The following is a 21,736-nucleotide window of genomic DNA, read 5'->3' as shown; positions in this document are numbered from 1 at the left end:
ATAGCACCTTCCGGGTCGGGGTGTCCACGCCTTGATTTTCCATTACAGGTTACCGGCAAAGGCCGGTCCTTATGCGGACCGGCCTTTGCTGCAGCCTCATTTCTTATTTGGATAATTTATAAATAATCTTGGATAATGTCATGACCAGCTTGTAGTAATTTTTGAAGTCACTAATATACTGACCTGCCGCCTTTTCGAACATCTTCAGGACAATCTTCGCCCCGATATAATCGCGGTAGACATCCCATACGGCTCCTGCCGAATCCAGCACGTTGGCTCCGGATACAATCAGCACCTTCAGTGCATCCTCCGGTTCAATCCCTTCCGTCACCTTCAGCTGATTGGTGGCATCGGAGATACTAATCCTTCCGTTGCGCATGGCGGATACGACAACAATCATGGCGATTTCATTGTTGTCCAGCAATTTGCGTTCCAGGGAATCGAGACTGTCATAGAATTCCCGCTGTTTGGCGGTGGATACCTTTTTGAGAATACGGTAGGTCTCCTTGAGCACGCCGCCCGTGGCCATCTGAATTGCAGTGCCCAGATCCACGAGTGAGATCAGACCGGAATCCAGCATTCCCTGGGCGATGTCATCCATTGTCCAGCCGCCAATTCCCACCAGCAATCCCAGCAGCCAGACCGGCTGATAATTGATCGAGATCAGAGCACCCGCAACCTCACTGACCTGTGTAAATCCTCCGTCATACAGCGCTTTGGCTAAGGAGTAGTGGCTCATACTGCCCTTATACTTGTTCAGCAGCTTAGCAACATCAATTGCGGACAGGCCGAGCTGCTGCCTCAGAACTGCAATAGTGTTGTCGGTCTGCACATTCCGATAAGCAATGTATTCGCTTGGTGTGTAGTCATTGCGGATCAGCCATTGCAGCTGCTCGTCCACGGGCCAGTCTCTCAGGAAGACCAGCGCCTGCGGTACTGAGAGTCCAAGCTTTTTGAGAATCGCGGCAATAGCATCCCCGCCTTCGCCTACTGCATCAAGCCCTCCCATAATCGCCGTACCCGTATATCCGTATTCACGCATGGCAAGAGCAATCTCTGCTATTGGAGCATTCGGCAGTCCTGCCTTGACAATCTTAATGACCTTGTACGGGAGCAGATTCCACTTCCGCAAATATTGAACGATAGCGGCTGGCGTATTAACACCCAATTGTACCAGCTGTGTTCCCTGCTCCTCTTCCGTACCTGCATTCTGGCGCGTTTCGTTGAAGTAATTGTAGCGCATCTTCAGAATGCTGGTATTGTCATAACCCAGGCTCCGCAGCGTATCCACCAGGTAGCTGGACGGTGCCAGCTCCAGCAGCCCCCGGAGCTCCAGCTCGGCAGCCACATCATTGGCATTCGCTCCCCGGTCCTTCATACGCTTCAGATAGGCGTAGAGCGGATCAGCGCCGAACACTTCAGTCACCGCTGCACGTACACGCTCCGCAGACATGATCGTAGTGGAGATCGCATCCTGCACACCCAACGCATCCAGATTGAAAATCACCCTCAGCGCAAGCACGATATCGGTATCCCTGAATTTCGCCTTCATATAACTCGCAACCGTTCCCGGGCTGCCCATAGAGGTTGCCGGAATCAACTTCGCGAGGTAGCCGATATTCGTGCTGCTGTAATACACCGTAGTGACGGCCAGACCAAGCTCCGGACCTTTGACATGCACTGCCAGCAGGGCGGTTGCTTCATCGGCACCCAAGTTATAAGCATCCTTCAAATACTGGAGGATGTCCTGTATCGCTGTACCTTGCTTATAGAGCAGGCTTACAGCAGCTTCTGCACCCGTGATTCCATACAGATCAAGCAATTGCTGAAGAGTTCCAGAGGATGTGCCCACTGCAAAATACACCTCAGCCACTGTCTTCTGTACCGCATCCGCTGTGTAAATACCCAGTCCGTTCAGGATCTCCTTCGCCTCCGCCTCCGTCTTGCCGTAGCTCTTCTTCAATAGTTCTGCGATATACGCCATCCGGTAGCCGCTTGTGCTCAAGACCTGCGCCGCTTGCGGGGCATCTGTGAAAATACCCTGCGCTCTGAAGAACTCCATTGTGGCGGCATCATACGTGGTCCCATAAATGGCGCTGATGCTGCTCAGAACTGCTGAAGCACTGAACGATCCGTCTGCAATCAGCAGTGCTGCGGCAGCCGCCGCTGATTGGCCGTTATACTCTTTGAGCATTTTGACAATATCCTGGAGCGGGTAGCCCGCAGTCCATAGATAGGCAATGGCCGCTTGCTCTCCTATAATTCCGGCTTCCTGCAGGATAGATTGAGGCGTTGCAGCCGTATTGCCTTCCTCCACAGCTGTGCCGTAGACCTGCCGCACCGTCCATTCTATAATGCTGGCGTCTTCCAATTGGAGCGACAGCAAAGCATCCCGAGTAGCCTGTAGCGAATTTCCATAATAGCTCTTGGATACTTCGGTCACATCCTGCAGCGTGTAGCCCAGCGAACGAAGATATGGCGCTGCATCCTGGATGGAGGCAATGCCGCTGCGGTTCAGCAGCTCCTCCACGCTCTCATTCACCGGTTTGCCGTAGTATTCCGCCACAGCAGCCAGAATGTCAGCCACCGGATAGCGCCCGGATTGCAGCAGGCTGTAAGTCGTCTCTCCGGCGCTAAGATTGTAGTGCGTCTTGCCTGCAAGCACCAGGTCGGTGATTGCAAATCCGGCGCTTCTCAGCTCCGGCACAGCATCGGCGAACACGGTGATCCCCAGCGCATTCAGCGTATCCAGCCGGGTCTGCGTCAGATTCTGCCCGTATACATAGGACACCGAATTCTGTATGTCCTCATCACCATAAGATCCCTCGACTGTCAGAGCGGCGGCAGTCTCTCCGGCCTTTAACCGGTAATGCTCCTTGCCCACCCTGACGATCCCGTTCAGATCGAACTTCATGTTGCGCAGGAAGGATACAGCAGATTCCAGGGTGACCAGCCCGCTGGCTGCCAGTGAATCCACGATACTCTCACGCTGCGAGGTCCGGTAGATATCCGTCACACCCGCAAGGATATCCTCCTGGCGGTATAGCCGGGAATCTGTGAGCAGCTGCAAGGCTGTTCCCGCAGATAATCCGTATTCTGTCTTGGCCAGCCTGATGCTGTTCGCCAGACTGAACCGGGCCTGGAACACAAAGGCAATGGCTTCCTCGAAGGAGGGAGCTCCCTGCCGGACAAGCAGTGCATGAATCACTTGTTCAACAGATTGTCCATAGACTGCGGCAAGGGTCGTTACCAGCACATTCCTGTCAGCCAGAATATTCTTCTGCACGAAGAGCAGCGCCGTCTGACCTGCGTCCTGGTGGAAGGCGTCTTTGGCTGAGCTGGCAATATCTCTAGGCGCAAATCCCGCATTCCACAGATATTCAACAGCTGCGCTTACTTCAGTAATTCCCTTCTCCTGCAGTGCTTCTGCTATCGTACTTCCGAGCGTCTGTCCGTATACGGAAGCAAGCCCGGATAGAATAAGACTCTGATCATTCGGATATGCGGCGGTAAGCAGCTTGGCAGCTTCTCCGGCCGTAAGCCCGTAATAATCCTTGAGTGCGCGGGCCATATCCGGCAGCTTGTAGCCGCCCTTCTGCAGAAATTCCAGCCCGTCCTCCGGCGATACGAGCTTGGCAGCGCTCAGGAGCTGGGCAATGGTAATTTGCTGCTGGCTATAGAGCGACTGCAGCAGCGCAAGCGTTGCCTGCAGGTTGCCCCGCACTCCGGCATGGATCAGCAGCCCCCGCATGACCTCGTCCTGGCTGAATCCGCCCTGAATCAGGGCCGGACCCACCTTGTCCGATTGCCAGTAGGCAGGGTAACGCGCAGCAAGCGTGTTAATCACGGAGGCAGCCGTAGCCCCTTGTGCCCGCAGCGTCTGAATCCACAGCGAGATTGGATCGCTGCCGTAGGCCCAGGCCGCCGCCCGGCCGATATCCTCCTGATCCTCGTCAGTCTGCTGGAGCAGCAGTGCCATCGCAGCAGCGCTATCCAGCCCGTAGGCTTCACGCAGGACCAGCGCCCGGTCCTTCAGCGGATACGGAGCCAGCCGGTCAATGACCTGGCTCATGGTAAGACCTTTTGTAACCAGATAAGCAGTCACATCATTTGCTGCAATTCCGTATGTGCTGAAAGCGGCCACCCATTCACTCCACCCCTGACTGTCGAATTCAGCAGCGACCTCTTCGAAGGAATACCCCGCATTTTTCAGCGCAGAGATCAGGTAAGGCATTCCTTTCGCTCTGACACCCCCTGTAGGGTAGAGATTAATCGTCCCTTCCACGATCCTATTCAAGGTATACCGGCTGGATAAGCTCATGGCAACAGTGATATCCGGCAGCGTCGCACCAGCGAATAAATACTGGGTATCCTTCACCACCGTCCGCACATCACAGGCGCAGCCAAATCGGGAAAAGGCCTCGGTGCGCTCCAGCTCCACCCAATCCTGCATCGTGAGGCCCATCTGCCGGATAAGCGGCTTGGCAATCTCAAGCTTATCCCACAGCCTGGAGTTACTCATAACAGCCGCTATCGCGGTAGCATCCGCCTTCTCATCTGCATCCTGGGCGAACACGGTACGCAGCGCCGTCAGGACCTGGTCTGCTTCGTAACGGTTATTGTAATCATGGTAGAACAGATCCATTGCACCGCTCAGCGTGAGTGCTGTTCCTGCTTGTCTGTAAGCATCATACATTGTCTGCAGCGATTGTACCGGCGTTTTGCCTGCCAGCCTGAACTGTCTGAACAGTTCATAGGAATTGCTGCCCTGCTTCAGATAATAGTCCGCCAGCTGAACCGGATCATATCCCCCATCCAAAAGGTATTTCAGTACATGCTCCCGCTGGGTTTGGGTAAGCCCTGGAGAGAGAGCCGCAATCGCTGCCGGGAGTTCTGCACCGAACTGTTCACGTAACAGCGCGGCCTGTGCTGAAGCCTGATACCCGCTGGCGGCGAATTGAGCGAGTACCTCGCTTAACGTGACACCTGCCGACACCCATAAATCATTCACGATGATGGCAATTTCCTGCACCTCATAGTGCTTGGCCATTAAGGCGCTAATGATCACGGAGGCACCATCTCCGGCCGATTTAACCGCTTCGGCCACTTCCCGTGCAGACACCTTCGCGTTCAGCAGCTCTGTCGCCGCATCCTGCTGCGAATATTCCCGGCGCAGCAGAGAATACGTATACGCCGCCGGGAAGCCAGCGCCCATGAAGGCCCGCAGCATTTCTGCCGCGCCAGCAAAGCTGTATTGCTCTGCAATCGCCTTGCTCACATCCGCCGCCGAATATCCCGCTTGGGACAGCCAAGTCGCACTGGTAACGGCATCGCCCGAGTACAGCTCCTTGATGACCGCTGCCGATTCCGTTGCCGGTTGCTTGCCTTCGGCCATGGCGGACACGGCCTGTGCATGGCTCAGACCGTATGCACTCTGGACAGCTCCGGCAATCCCGAGGCTGTCATAACCTGTCAACCGGAGTAACTGTACGGTATTGCCGCTTGTTTCATTCCAGTTACCCTTTAGGACCTTCGCCGCTTCTGTAACGGATACATTGTAGCGCTTCAGATATCCCAGGATGCCTTTGCTGGACAGACCGAATCTCTGAAGGACCGGACCGATCTCACTGGCCGAATACCCTGCCGAGAGAAGCTCTCCTGTAATCAATCCATCATACGCAGCCGTAGCCGGCTTAAGGGAATTGTAGGCATCATAGACCGAAGACGCATCCGCGTTCATTGCATACAGGATCGGCGTCAGTTCTGAGCGGATCATCCCATACTCGATCAGAACCGCACGGTACAGATTCGCTGCCTTGAAGCCGCCGTCCCGCAGAAGCTCCGCCGTCTCCAGCGCCGTCTTGCCGTATTGCTTGTGAAGTATTTGAGCCGGGTAGGCTGCATCGTTCTTATAGGCATAGCTGGAGACGAACCCGAGCAGGGTCGCCACATTAGCCACCGGCAATTCGTCAAAGACAGCCAGGAACGTCTGATTGACCGCTTTCACCCGGTTCACACCGGTGTAAACTACCGATACCGTGGAGGCTGAACCAATTACCCGGCCGCTGCTGTTCCAGCTCAAGAAGATCTGCGCCGGATCTGCCCCGAGTGCCGCAGTCACGGAGCTTTGCCATTGACCATCGATCTTGACGGAGAAGGACCCGCTTGAAATCACGCTGGCCAGCGGTTTGTCAAACGTAAGGATAACCTGGGTCCCATTCTCCGAAGAGGTCGCATCCATCAGGAGCGGCGGCGTGCTTACATTATTCACCGTCAGCTCCGCACCGAGATCATACCCCGCTGCATCCAGCCGCAGCTTGAATTCCTTATTGTAAGCCAGGTTCGCTGCCACCTTGTACGTCTGTCCGAAGTCTGCAGTGGATACCGGACCCAGTGTTGCCGGGTTGTTGCCGGCATCCTGCAAGCTGAACTGTACACCTTGAACCGGTGTACTGAAGCTTACAGTGAAGCCATTCTCATTCACACCTGTGATACTTGAAGTGACACGGTAAGCCACATACACCTTAACCGCTGCCCCAAAGTCATACCCCGCCTTCTTCAGAGTCAGCGAATACGTACTGCCTTCGGCAAGCTGGGTTTGAATGATGTAGGTACCTGCGTCTGTTCCCGCAGCGATCCCCGTCACCTTGATCCTATCGCCTGCCGCCGTAAGAAGCTCCACATCCTCAGGCTGCACATCAATTCCCTTGCGGCCCAGCAGCACACTTATTCCGCCGGCATCCGCACGGGTGACCTGGCTCGTAACCTCAACTGGCAGCACCACTTCGAGCGGCCCTTCTACCGGGTGGGATGGATCTTGCACCATCAGCGTATACGTTTGACCGGCGGCTATAGGCACACGCACCAGATAGATTTTGCCCGCTTCGGCTGTACCCGGATTAGCATCATAGAATGAGCTTGCGGTGAGGGTTACACTCTGCCCGCCGGGTCCACTGAGGTGCACGGAGGACAGATTCAGGTTAGGCACGGCCGTGCTCAGATGCAGACTGAAGCCGGAGGTATTAATGCTGCTCGCTGTCAATTGCAGCATTGGAAGAACATCCACATGAACCGACGGGCCAAAATCATACCCCTGAGCTGTCAGCGCCAGCCGGTACGCCGCCCCTTCCGTCAGCTTCGCCGCCGCTTGATACGTCAGCCCGCCGTCCGCCGTCACCAGGGAATCTAGCGCAACAGCCTCGCCGCTGCTGTCCTTCAGCAGAATGTGGCTGACCTTCAAATCCGGGACTGCGGCTTGCAGCCGCAGGGTGAACCCGTTCTTGGATAGCGCCTCGATAGACTTGGCGACAGGCTGCAGCACCGTGAACGGCAGCACCGTGCCGAATTCATAACCGGCTGCCGCTACATTCAGACTATAGGCGTCTCCATATTGCAGTGCCGCTTGTACGGCATAGGTCGCACCTCCATCTGAGGTGTTTACCGCAGATACAACGCTCTGATTGCCCTCCGCATCCTTCAAGATGAAGCTGGCTGCGCTAAGTCCCGGAATAGCCGGGTCCAGCTTCACCGTCAGCCCGTCCTTCTGTATGGAGTCATAGCTCAGTGCGATTGGAACCGGCACCTTCACCGCAAGCGCGGCTCCGAAGTCGTAGCCTGCTGCGGTCACAGTCAGCGTATAGACCGCTCCAGCTGCAAGATTAGCGGATAACGAATAAGCGGCTCCCGTATTCAGCTCCTTGACAGCTGTAACCGGAATCGCCTGCCCGGCAGCATCCACCAGCTTGAAGCTGCCAGCCTTAAGCCCGCCAACAGCCGGGTTCAGGAGAACACTCACGCCTTGCCCGTTAACAGGACCAACCTCACCTGCAATCACACTCGGCAGCGTAGCAGACAAGACCTCCCCGAAGTCATGACCCGTCTGTTGCAGCGCAATCGTATAGGTCTGGCCTCCGGCAAATGCTGCCTTCAGGCGGTAAGTCAAGCCATGGTCGTCCGTCACCGCAGAGGACACAGGCAACACTTGCCCTGTGCTATCCTTCACCGTGAAATCAGCGGCACTCATTCCAAAGACACCGGGATTCAGTCCAACCTCCACGTAGTCCGCTCCTATTCTCAACACTGCCGCGCTTATCCTAGCCGGAACGTCAATGAAGATCGGGGTGCCGAAGTCATACCCGTGCTTGACAATACGCAGCGAGTAACGCTCTGTTCCCCAGAAGCTCGCTTCTACCTTATAAGTGAATCCCCCATCCGCTGTCGATATTTTCATAGGATGGTAGACTGTAGCGTTGTCTCCTTGCTTGATGTTGAAATCACCCGGCAGCAGGCTTGGCATCGCCTGATCGAAGCGTACAGTGAACGCCTGATTGTTCCCGGTCTCCATCCCCTCGAACGCAGCCGCTACAGCCTGGATGGACAATGGCAGCTCCGTACCCAGGTCGTATCCCGCCACATGCAGGCCCAACTGATACTGCACACCCGCCTTCAGATAGACACTAATCTCATAAGACCGGCCCGCATCCCGGGTAATGACCGATCTTAAGTTGACGGTTTGGCCTTGGTCATCCGTCAGGCTGACATTTCCGGGGTCCAGACTGAGCGGTGAGGACAGGCTCAGCTTGAAGCCGGTCACAGACAACTGATCCACCGTGGCCGAAGCCGCATTCAGGGTGAACGGGTCAATGCTGTCAAAAACATACGGCGTCTTCGCAGCAATCTTCACCGTGTACGTCTTGCCTCCGGCCAGCGGAACAAGCACGTTATAGCTGCCTGGAGCAGAGGAAGCCTGGAGGGATTGTACTGCAGAGATATTTCCCTCTTTATCAGTGACGGTAATATCCGCAGCACTTAGACCGGGCACCTCCGTGCTCAATACGAGCTTGAAGCCGCTCCGCGACTGGCTGTGAATGATTGCATACACCCCTACTTGGAAGCCCACCGTAAGCGGAGCCCCGAACAGATAGCCGGGATACTTGGCTTGCAGGGTATACGTCTCGAAGGCGTCGAATTTCCCTTCAATATTGTACATTGCGCTTGCCGGACCCTGAGAAGTCACCGTAATCGCGATCTTGCGGCCTTTGCTGTCATACAACGCGAAATGCTCTTCGGTCATATCCGGCAGATTCGGAGAGACAGACACCACAATCTTGTTCAGCACCGTGCCCACCAGCCGGAGGGCAGCCGACGCCGAGATATCGAAGGAGACCGGAGAAGCCAGCCGGAAGTCCTCTCGCGCCAGATCCAGGGTGTACCCCTTGCCCGCTGCCACCGCATTCATCGTCACCTGGTAGCTTAGGCCCTGATCCGTTGTCTTGAGTGAATACTCATTCACAGGGATTGGATTCCCGCTCGGATCACGGAGGATCACTTGCTGCGGGGTCAATTCGGCAACCTTGGAGCTGAATTGAAGCTTGAACCCCAGTACCGTTATATTGCTGAGTGCAGCCGTAATGATTTTCGATATTGGAAAAGCTACGGGTTCATTCACCTGATAAGTTACATCCGGCTTGTACTGTACCGTATACGTTTGCCCTCCGGCAAAGGTACCGGCAAGGGTGTAGTGAGCGCCTGCATCCGCTGTTGCCGCTGAAGTCAGTGCAATGCTGTCACCAGCGGCATTTCGGATTACAAAATGCCGCTGGGCCAGCCCCGGAACCGGCGCATCCAGCTGCACCTTCACACCTGCTGTTGTCGCCTCCATAACTGTCAGCGTTGGCGGCAGCCGGAAGGAGACTGGATTCATTGAGAATTCATCCTTGTCCAGCTTGACCATGTAGGCCATACCCGGCTTCAACTGATTGCCCGGCACTCGAAGCTGGTAGCTCGCCCCGCCGTCTGCCGACTCGAACAGATTCGGATAATAGAGCGTGCCGGCTTCATCCGTTAACGACAGCCCCAGATAATTCTCAATCTCCGGGAACGCGGGAGCGAACTTCAAGGTGAACTGCCCGTCCTTCGTTACATCCGCTATGCTGGCGGCAATCCACTTATTCACATGGAACGTGACCGGCGAGCCGAAGAGGATATACCCTTTCTTCAGCACAATCGTGTAGTCCGCATTCTCCGCAAGCGTTACCCGCACTTGATAGGTCCCGCCATTATCACTCGTGGTTAACGTAACTCCGTTCAGCTTGTTATTCTGCGCATCCGTGATCGTAAGGTCACCAGGCAGCAGGCCCGGCACCGGGTTGGCAAAAGAAAGCTCGAAGCCCGCACTCGTGATCTTCGATACACTGGTTGTCCCTGCGTCTGTGGTCGCTGCAACCTTGAAATTCACCCCTGCTTCCGGTAGATACCCGGTCAGCTTCAGAGTATAGCTGCCTCCCGCCAGGTGGGCCGACAGCCGGTAGCTTGCGCCCTGGTCCGCCGTTGTTGCTGAGGATATCACTACGGGATCCCCTGTATCGTTGTTCAACAATACGAAATTCCCTGCATCCAGCCCATCCACGGCATAATCGAGCTTCGCAAGCAGCCCACTGTTCTCAATCTCATCGACAGAGACTGTAGCAATTAGGGGAACCGCAAAGGAGACCACATTCGGGTCCACATCTGCATCCAGCGCGAGACTATAGTAGCCCGGGGTCAAGGCGGCTGAGAACTGATAGCTTCCGCCTTCCGGGTCATTCATGACGACCTTCTTGATGGGAACCTCCGGGCCTCCAAAAGCCTTGGTTAGCTTAAAGCCGTATTGCGTATTAATCTTCATCGCAGGTGACATCACCAGCGTGAAGCCGCTGTAAGTCGGATCTACCACCGTGTTCTGGGCATACACATATATCTTCTTCGGCGCGCCGAAGTCATACCCGTCCGCCTGAACCGATACGTAATAACTCTGACCGCCCTCTCCGTCAAAAGCCACTACATAGATCCGCTGCTGGTTATCCCATGTCACACCTGTAATCGCAACCTCATGGCCTGCCAGATCCGTGGCCCTGAAATGTTCAGCGGTCAAATCCGGCACGCGCGGATTCAGTCCGGCCATGAATTGTGTCGGCTTCCGCCCCGCGCCCCACACATTCAGAGTCGCGTTCACCAGTGTGGCCGGCTTCCCGAAGCTGTAGCCCGGAGCCGTAATGCCAAGTACAAATGGGCCTCCGGCATTAATCTGCGTGGTGAGCAGCTTGTAGGTACGGCCTCCGTCAATGGAGCCCGCCGAGTCCAATACAACCGCCCCGCCGCTGCTATTCTTAAGCTCAAAGGCTGAGACTGTCAACCCCGGTACCGCCCGCCCAAAGTGAACCGTAAGGCCGCTATAAGCACCGGGATACCCGTCGAAGGTCGTATACTTACTGATTTCCACGGTCTCAGGAACAACAACGGTCCCTTGTATGAACCGTCCGTCATAGAGATTGACATGGTAAGCATAACTTCCTGCTGCGGGCAAATCCGCAGCTATCACTGCAGATTTCCTGTCCAGACCAAGCTGGACTTCATCCACGGCTACGGCCCCGCCGCCAGGAGCCTGCAGAGTCATATCGCCTGCCGAGAAGTCTGGCGTACCTTGCGCAAACTGCAGCTCAAATCCGCTATGCGTCACCCAGCCTGCCGAAGAGGGAACTTCCTCTGCCCGGACCGCCAGAGCCGCCGGTTCCGTGAACTCATACCCGTCCATATCAAGCGAAAGGGTATACGAATCCTTCGGGGCCAGGCTGGCCCACACTTCATATTGCCGGCCGGGAACCACTGTGCTGAGCATATCGATACTGACCTGCCCGCCCGCCGCGTTCTCCAGCACCAGGCTCAGAGAATCTATCTCCGGCACTGTCTTATCCATAGACAGGATAAAGCCGTAAGTACGCACGGTGCCAATCGAAGGTTCAACCTTCACCTTGCCTACGGCTGGTACAGTCACTTCAAGCGCTGTCCCGAAGCTATAGCCGCTCCGTTCCATACTAAGCGTGTAGGTGCTGCCCGGGACAAGTCCTGCAGTAATCGTGTATACACCGCCATCCTCTGCGGAGGCCGCTCCGTCCACCGGAATGCTACTGCCATCCCCCGCTGTCAAAGCGAAATGAGCTGGGGTTAATCCCGCAACCGGTGGATTCAAGGATACCTGGAAGCCCGTCTCCGTGATGCCGTAGACCTCAGCAGATACCGAGATCACTACCGGGTCCGTGACCGGAACGAATACGGACACAACCCCGCCGAAGTGGTAGCCCGCCTTCGTCACGCTTAACAAGTAGGTAGCCCCTTCCTGCAAGGCAGCTGTCAGCTGGTAAGAGCTTCCGCCGTTATGGGCAGCAGCCTCTTGAATAGCGACAGCTTCGCCCGTCCCGCTGCGCTTCAGGGTGAAGCCAGACAGCGGCAAATCCGCTACCGGCTGATCGAACTGGACCTCCAAGCCCGCTACGCTGATATTCTGCACCGCCGTGACCACCCGAATATCCTCCGGTGTAGTCACCGGAATAACTAAGGTTACCGGGGCGCCGAAGGCATACCCTGCCTTAGAGAGTGTAATGGAGTAGGTCTCCCCCTCTTTTAAGACTGCGGCAACCCGGTAAGAGCTTCCCCCGTTCAGAGAGCCGATGAAGGATATCCCCACAGCCTGCCCAGCTGTATCCTTCAGCGAGAGCTCTGCTGCTGTCAGATTCGCAACAGGCTTGCTGAAGCTGAGCATGAAGCCGCTCAGAGTACCGAGCGCAGCAGTAACTGCCACCTCAAGCGGCTGCTCTGCAGGCGGCAGGGTTGGCTGAGGTGTTGGGGATGGAGTAGATGTTGGAGATGGCGGGGTCGTCGGGTTGCTTCCGCCACCGCCACCACCGCCACCACCACTTCCTCCGCCAGTTCCACCCGCTCCACCTGCTCCGGCAGGAGCCGTGCTTGCAGCCGGAGCAGTAACCGTATACTCTCCGCGTGTCGTAGTTTCCACGCTGCCGGGGGAACGTTCAAACACTACTTTTGGAGCATCTACCAGTGCCTTCACGATTTCTCCCGCGCCTGATACACTTGCTGTGCCATGCAGCTCCAGATCACTTACCTTCACGCCTTCGTTCAGCGTAATGGACGAAGCGCTGACTCCCCCTGCAACGCTTAAGCGGCCTATGGTCCCCGAGGTGACCACAACCTTGACGTTGCTCTTAATCTCCACCGAGCTGAACTCCCCGCTCAGGGTGACTTCACCCGACCCTGAAATGACAACTCCCTCAATACCGCCGGAAGCTGTCCCGCTCTGCTCTGACTCAAGCTTGGCATCGGACTGGACATTCAACTGCCTGATGATCGATGTCCCGCCGACCACAACCCGTACCAGACCGTCCGCCCGATCCACGGTTACAACACCGAGCTGCGAATGATTGATATGTACACTATGGGCACCGCCGCCTTGAATATCTGTGCTGCCCTGTACCGTCACCTGTTCAAGGTAGATCTCTCCGTCTCCAACCTTGGAGCCGATGAGCAGATTTCCTTGAACCTGAACGTTGCGCAGCGTTATGCCCGGCGCATTCAGGGTAAGATCACCGGCAACGGTGAACGAGCCTGTAACAGGACCATAAGTGCCGCCCGTCTCCAGAGTCTTCGCTGGAGGAATGATCCCTCCCTCTGCATGGCTGCCGGACTGCTGCTTCAGACGATCCAGCAGCACAACGGCTTCGGCCCGTGTAAGCTGCCGTGAAGCTGCAATCGTTCCATCCGGGAAACCCTTCATGTAACCGGCACTTAGCACAGCACCCAGCGCATCACGGCCATAGCCCGGAATACTGCCGGCATCCTTGAATACCTTCAGCGGATCTTCGCCGTCCTTCATCAGCACAGGCGTAAGCTTGGCGAGCATTACGGCCGCCTCCACCCGTGACAACGGCTTGTCCGGCTGGAAGGTCCCGTCAGGAAATCCCTTCACATATCCGGCCTGGACCGCTGCCTGCACCTGTGAGACGAACCAGGCCGCAGAGGGAACATCCTTGAAACTGATCTTTCCCGTTCCCTGGTAAGCAAACAAGCGGTTCACTAACGCCACAAACTCTATACGTGAGATAGTCTGATCAGGCCGGAAGCTTCCATCCTGGAAGCCTTTGATATACCCGCCTCCTATCCAATCGCTTAGTTGCGGCTCCGCCCAATGACCGTTAATATCGCTCGCAGCAGAGGCTGTCCCGTTCACAGCCGCAGCCTCTGCCTGGCCTGTCTGCCAAAGTCCGGGACTCCACAGCCCCGCAATTAGACTGACAATCAACAGCCAATGGAGCAAGAGCCTTATTCTCTGTTTTGCCCGGTGGTTCTTCACGCCAATTCCCCCTTCATCACAGCACCCTTGTTTTTCGACAATCTATGAGATTTTTCTCATAGACAGAATCATATCTTGTATATTTGAGTCTACAGGAAGGGAATAAAAGAATAATGAAAGCTTTGGAGAGCAAACACAGAAAAACCGCGAAGCAGCAAGGCTTCGCGGTTTTTTATTTCCCGGTTTTTTATTTCCCGGTTTTTTATTTAATGAGATAAATATTTCGGGGCGGTTTGTATTTATTTTAAATTCAGTTCAGCTCACTAAACCTTTCGAGCATAGTGGCAACCTCTGCTCTGGTTGCAAGACCCGAAGGATTTATAGTCAAATCCGTGTTGCCCTTCATAATGCCCTTAGACACAGCCCAAGTAATGGACTCTTTGGCATAGCCTGAAATTTGATTTGCATCTTTGAAGCTCAGGCTGGAAGTTTTAGCTTGAAGGTCATAACCTTTAACCTTTGCGTATCTATGCAGCATAACAGCAATTTGCTCACGGGTGATGGCAGCATTGGGAGCGAATTTACCCTTATCATACCCATTAACGATTTTGCTTTGATTTGCCCAAATCACCGGATCTGAATACCAACGGCCACTTTGAACATCAGAGAATACATTGGCAAATGTAACATTCGGTTTATTTTCCATACGATAGATTACAGTGGCCAGCATGGCACGGCTCATTTTCCCGGAGGGTGAGAATTCCGTCTCAGAGGTTCCCGTGAATAGTCCCTTGTTGGACACATACCTTACAGAAGGATAGAACCAATCGTCATGTGCTATATCTGTAAAAGGAGTCTTCTTAGCAAAGGTTACAACCACAATGGTGTCACGGCTAACCTCTGGAATGGTGTAAATGTCATGGCCTATAAATTTGTCACCGTTGACAAAGATATATTCGGTCTCAAACCCTTCATCCGGAATCATTCTGATGGTGGCAGAGGTTGTTGCACGAATGGTCTGAGCTTCAAAGCCCTCGGCAATTTTGCCATTTCCGCCTTTAACAGAAGCTTTAACGGAATAGTACAGATCAACTGCGGTGTTATTGACTGTGGTATTGTCGGCCGGAGCAGCCCAACGTTTCGGGCCGACATTTTTGGAGTTCTCGAAATCGGAAACACCAATGCTAAGCTTTTCAATAGCTTCAGTGATTTCCGACGCCAGCGCATCCTTGTTATTAAAAACAGCCTCAGCCCCGGCAATCACCTCTCTCAGTTTTTGAGCGGATTTTGTCGGATACCAATGATCCGGATAGTAGATGTTTTTGGGATTATCCGCAATAGTAACTGAAGCAAGTAAAGCTTTTGCAGCAACAATGTTTTCATATAATAGAGATTTTGAGGGGTCCTTTACTCCATCGCCCACAATAATTTGCACATCTTCAACCGGTTCAATGTACCGGTGTGTCGCATCTTTGTTCGTTAGAATGAAGCCGCTTGAAGAGATGCTGAACGTGCCGCTGTTCTTAGCTTGAAATACAGCCGTTCCAATATTTTTCAGTATGGAATCCTCTCTTCCCTTGGCGGTCATATCCAGATAGACATAGTTGATGGCACCATCGGAATATTTCATTGAAATGTCCTTTTCCACATTCACACCGGTATTTTCCAGTACATAAGAATCAAACTGCAGCTTTCCTTGAAAGCCATATACAGGCGCCCTTCCGGCACCCGTATAGGAAAGACTTAGTTTAACAAATATTTTTTCTCCAACTTCAAAAGATGATTTCAAGGAACCTGAGCTGTCCGTTACTGTGATGTCCACACGATAACTAAGGTCTGCAGCATCATTTGCGCCATAGGCATATGATGGTAGGGCAGCCCCTAGAAGCATGATGCACAAAATGATTTTTAAGTATTTGATCATCTTTTAAGTGCCTCCATTAGTGTGAGCTGCGCATCTACAATATCAACAATGCTGTCACCGTTTGTATCAGCTCTCATCCAATTTTCTACAGAACTAAAACCGTTGTAAACATTGTCTAAAATAGCATTCAATGTTGCCAAAACGTCGACTTTATCAATAGCACCACTGCCATCGGTGTCTCCACGCAGAAGAACAGGAGATTTCACCGTTGGTTCAAAACCAAGCTTGGCTGTTAATTGCTCGCCTGTGACAAGCTCCTTTGAAGCACCAATATATGCTTTCTTAAGATTGTCATATAACAGAGTTTGTTTGTTGCCTCCAATCACAACCGTTGCCTTGCCCATGTTCATTTCAGTGTATATGGTGTACAACGAGAACCCTTGTGTCTGACGAACTTCATAACGGTAACCATAATCTTTTACTTTGATTTTGATAACGTCTGACAGTTCTTTATAGACCGTCTTCCCGTCCTGGCCTTCAAAGGCAGACAGTCTATAACTAACCTTGATGGCCGTTTCGCCTGGAGCTAATGCTTCAATGGTCCCATCTTGCGAAAGTCTGATGATGTTCTGATTATACAGAACGTCCCACACAACGTCTTCTGCTTTTAGAACGGTGCCGTTAACTGTGCGGAGAGCTTTCACAGACAGCGCCGTTGTCCCGCCTATGCCAAGCTCGATCGAATCAGGCTGATCCTCGGAGCCTTCCAGGTCAGAGATTAGTTTAATGCTTTCATACTCTGACAAAACACGATTCACAAGATACACTGGAACAGCCGTTTCGTTACCGGCATCATCAACCGCTTTAAGCATCAGGGTTTGGTTCGGGTCCTCACTCGAGGCCTTACGATTGACAACGAAGGTTCCGTCCGGACTGATAACAATTCCGTCTGAAGTGCCGTCTAACGTTAATGTTGCGGATGGATCTGTTAGACCACGGAAGCTGTAGCTTGAGTCTGCGCCAACAAAAACAACTTGATTGCTGACGGTGTTATCAACGTTTTCCCCGTCAAGGCTGGTTTGAACATCTTCATCAAGGAGTAACGCAGGTGCTTGAGTATCAACAGTAAATCCAATAGCCCCTGATGACCTGCTGCCTTGGATGGTGTCACGGTTTTCAGCCACCGCTACAAAGTCAATCAACTGCTGGCCGTCTTCAACACTTTCTTCAAATGACCAGACCTTCTTATACTCTTGAGGCGTGTTTTTATCTTCGGTATTAAGGTTGAAGGTCATTTTAACAGGTCTGTCGAAGGTGTACGTTGCCTTTACTTGGTCAGTGTTTAAGTAATACCGGTCTTTGGATCTGTCAATGTTTGTCTCAACGCTTACAAGCTGAGGTTTATCCGTTGAAGGCATAACAAAGCCTGGCGATGATGCAACTTCGGTTGAACGATAATATTCCGCCTGTTTCAGGGCAGACTCCACAATTCTAACCGCCTGCACTTTAACAAAATAAGTCTTGCCTTCCTCTAATAGAGGCCGGTTGGTTTGGCTTTCTAATGGTTTCAGAATGATGTCACTGCCCACTTTAAATTGACCAAAGGAATTCTCGACCTCATCCCCATCTTCGTCTTGGATCGCCACAAGATAATGGGTTGCAGTGTCGTCGCTTCCCGTTATGCCAACCTTCACATAGCCGTCACCGCTGTAGACCGCAGAAACGGATTTCGGGTTTCGAGGGAGCAATGGATTGGTGAAAGTGAATGTTGAAGAAGTGATTTTCTTGCTCATTCCGCCTTGATGGTTAACAAGCATTGCAACCACATGATATTTCCCTTCAGGGAAGGACTCAGGAAGCGTGAATACGTGAGAACCTGATTCAATTTCATCTAACTCCAGGTTGCCGATACTAATTAAGGATGAAGTATCTTGAATGTTAGAGGATTCGATGGTTTTCATGATTGACGGGTCTTTCGTGACATAGACATTAAGTGCACCCGAATATTGGCCTTGCTTGTCCGTTGTCCAAGAAACGTTAAGTTCACGGCTTGTATTTGTGCTAGTAGAAGCACTAACTCCTGTAAGCTCTGGCATATAGTCAACACTGTTTACTGCAAAGTTGTCTATATAAACGTCAGGTGTTGAAACTGAAATGGACCAGTTCCCCCCAACAATCAGAAAGGGATCAGTGACTGAAATGTACAAATAATTAGTGCCATCTAAAGATTGAACAAGATAGTTTCCGTTGCCCTTATTATCGTCTTCAACCATGGTCAATCTTTTTCCATTTGGATTGGTAATATTAATTTCTGATGCAGAAGGCTTGATTAAACCACGAAGTGGAATTTCAAAGAGAAGTGCATCCTTTGTTGTCGGGTTAATCTCTTTTGTAACACCATTCCCGGCCCTTGTCTTAGCGATGGCCTCCGTACTCAGTCTTCTCATATTCGTTCCATAGATCATGGTGGTTGGCACAAGGTTGCCGCTCTCGTCCAGCGCTTCCGAGTGGACATAGTGAACGGCATCTCCTCTTGAAGAGAGGTCGATGGACCCGCCAAAGCTTAGGTCACCGTTCCAATAATAGATAAAGCCAAGCTTCACCCCAATGACCTTAAAGTTTGCACCCACAAAGTCAGATGAGACGGCTGCCTCAACTCCTGCGATCTCCTTGCCCCCAAGCAGCGGGATGGAGTCTGGAATGAACAGCCCTGCATAAACATAACCATAAAAATAATCTTCCGTAATTTTAATCGTTATACCGCCACGAATGGCTCCGGCATGAATACTGATGCTGCCGAAGGCATTAAGCTGAAACGGCGAGATCCATTGAACATTCATTCCCGCTTGAATATTAAGCAGCCTTGCCTCTTCGTCCTTCTCCAAGTGGCCGCTGCCTTCTATGGCAAGACCGGATAGTTTCGCATCCAGCTTAAAGTCACCTACAATAATGGCATTAATTAAAAGCCTTGTTTGAAGATGGATGGTGAGGGGTGGAAGCTCGCCTGCCGGGTCTCCGGCAACGGTGTCTGCAAGGTTCGAAATTCCTCCGCCAAGGCCTGTGATAAATACATAAGGTGCAACCACAGGAACCTTCATTGTAGTTGGCGCTAAAAAGAAGGTGAGCTTGTCCAGCATCATCTTGGGAACTTCGTTAATAGGAACCTTCTTCAGTGCCAGTGACCCTTCTACTTCCAGCATGGTAACGGAAACACCGGCATCAATGCTATAAATATCATCAATGGTATTAATGGTTATATCCGCTTTAACACCGGCTTCGTTTCCTACTAACGGGCCTAATATATCTTTGGGCAGGGCTACAGACAGTGTTGTGTTAATGCCAACAAAACCAATTTTGCTGTCTTTACTTCCATAGAGAACATCTTGAACGTTCGCTGTTAGCGAGCCTTTATAATCATAATGCTCCTCACCCTTCGATGGATCAGCAGCTTTTAAAGGCATTGAAATTCTACCGCCAAAGCTGATTCCGAAATCATCATCGTCCCGGGTCATCACACCATATTTAATATTGATCAAAAAACCTGCAATATTTTGCATCATAGAACCGGCATCTCCGAGCTGAAGTTCAAATGCTTGAGCAGTCTTCTCGGCAACAGCCTCCCGATTCAGAGTATATTTGGTTCCATTATTGGCTTCAAAATGCCACTTATTATGCCAAATATTAATCGAGTTGATCACTTTGACGGTACCATCGCCTTCCAGCTTTGCACCATTGTTATCAACGGTCATCTTAAGAGCTTCGTTGCTGTCATAGGTCAGGATGCTGTTGATGGTAATATCGCCATCGGCTCTGCTGGCAGAGTAATATTTTTCTTTACCCGTATCCATAAGCCTGATTTTTCCGCGAAGGGTCAACAGAATTTCTGTTTTATTTTCTTCAAATGCTATTTCTTTGTGAAGAATGCCATCTTTTTTCACGCCGCCGGATATAAATTTCTTCATTACATCTTCGTTTGTAAAGCTAATATAATCATATAACTGTCTGTTGTTTGCAGCGTCTGTGAACCGGACTAGCGAAACAATACCGTAGCTTGCACTTTTATCCGCTAAATTATTGGTGACATCCACTGTAGTTGTTGCTTTAATTTTGGTACCGAAGGCATCGATCAGCTGTTGATTCGTAAATCTAAATTCAATGTCATACTTTCCAACCGCCAACGTCTGATTCGTTGAGAAGGCAAGCGTTTGACCTTCATCAATAAAACTTATTTTTCTTTTGTCAATCAGAACAGCCTCAGCGCCGGATGCTGGAACAAGGTACAGACTCCATCCGTCACTTCCCGAAAGGGCCTCCATCAGAACCTTCATATCGCCGGAAACGGTGATATTTTTGTCGCCTTCATAATAAACTGCCGCCGGGAAAACATGCTTCATTGAAACTTCCGGGAGCTTTCCTTCCACTGCTGGAATCAAAATGTTCGTGTTTGCACTATAGTCAACCACTTTATTGGTGCTAGCATCAATAATTTCTGTTGCGTTTAATGAAACGACCAGACGTTTTGATGTGATCATAGACTGTGTCTCTGCAATAATGTCAACATCCGGAATATCAAACACCGTTCCAATGTTAAGACCGCCCGAAATCTTCACCGTGTATTCCCGTGTATTCGTGGCTGCAAACACAAGTCCCTCTTCGAGGCTAAGCTTCACAATGGGTTCTATAAGTTCTTTTGCTCCTGAGACACTGTTGTCAATGGTTACCTTCGCTTTAAAAACACCGTTGTTTTCATATCCTTTTTTGTCGTTAGCCAAGTATACATTTCCGGTGTGGATACCTATTGAAACATGCTCTTTTTTGGTTTGATCAGCAAAGTTGCCGATACCATAGAGCATTTCAGAAATTCTGACTTGACCCGGCTCAATGGTTTTTTCATTCCAATAATAAGCCGTTGCAGTGTCAGGAACTAAATATTTGTTGGAGTAATTCGTAAAGTCGACACTAGGGTTTGGTGTATAATCGTATCTTGTGTTTGCAAGATTAATCCAGTGTCCCACAATCACTTTATCAACGTTCACATCCTTGTTGCCGCTCCAGCCGGACAAGAGGGCATAAGCCGTCTTGTTCGAAGCTGAAAGCGAATCAACATATCTGATTTGCTGCGGAAGGTTGTCACCGCTATATTCGGTTTCAACGATTGTCGGCTGCGACGGGTCAACCAACACATAAGGTGCATCAATTTCTGAACCAAGCGCGTTGTCTAGAAGAAGCCGGATCCCCACCGTTCCGGCTGTGGCATTGTTATTTTTCACATCATATGAAATACCAATGTTTCCAGCTCTGGAGTTGTTAGGGTCAATCGAAATGGACACCTTTTGTGTGATGGTATAGCCCTTAATGTCCCAGGCAATGGTTAAAAGCCTGTTTTGCTCTGAAACGACAGGTTCATGAAGCTTGGTATCGATGCCAAACCAGCCATACTCCTGACCGAAAATAAAATCCTTTCCGTCGATACGAACGGTTGTGAAGGATGTTCCATTGCTCCTTGACGCATCTTCCTTATAAAGAAGCGGAAGGTTGTTGTCAAACGCTTTTTGCGGATGACCGTCAATGGTTTCAATGGAGAAACCACCCGTTTTTGAATTGATTGAATATTTCATAAATTCGTTCGCAATGGAATAATCCGCATTGCTAGCGTCAGCATGAACAGGGAAACTGGCAAAAGTGAAAAGCATGGATAGAATAATAGCTGCAGCGATGCTGCGTTTCATTGTTCTATAGAACGTCATTGC

At 51.7% G+C, this 21,736-nt stretch carries 3 protein-coding genes; all 3 read right to left on the bottom strand.

The genetic code is table 11. The features are described 5' to 3' along the window. Positions 1–103 precede the first annotated feature (103 nt). Positions 104–14,182, bottom strand: a complete 14,079-nt coding sequence (locus NST26_RS04755) for an S-layer homology domain-containing protein (RefSeq protein WP_340978694.1) — start codon at positions 14,180–14,182, stop codon at positions 104–106. A gap of 250 nt (positions 14,183–14,432) precedes the next feature. Further along, a complete protein-coding gene (locus NST26_RS04750) occupies positions 14,433–16,046 on the bottom strand; it encodes an S-layer homology domain-containing protein (protein ID WP_340955701.1) in 1,614 nt (537 codons plus the stop codon). Next, entirely contained in the window at positions 16,043–21,733 is a 5,691-nt protein-coding gene (locus NST26_RS04745; protein ID WP_340978692.1) for a hypothetical protein, read from the bottom strand. Before NST26_RS04745 ends, NST26_RS04750 begins: the two co-directional genes overlap by 4 nt. Between the last annotated feature and the right edge of the window lie 3 nt (positions 21,734–21,736).

It is taken from the genome of Paenibacillus sp. FSL R7-0128 (assembly GCF_038002245.1).
Classification (GTDB): domain Bacteria; phylum Bacillota; class Bacilli; order Paenibacillales; family Paenibacillaceae; genus Paenibacillus_AQ; species Paenibacillus_AQ silagei.
The sequence above is the reverse complement of the archived record's forward strand: the minus strand, read 5'-3'. Positions and strand labels throughout refer to the sequence as shown.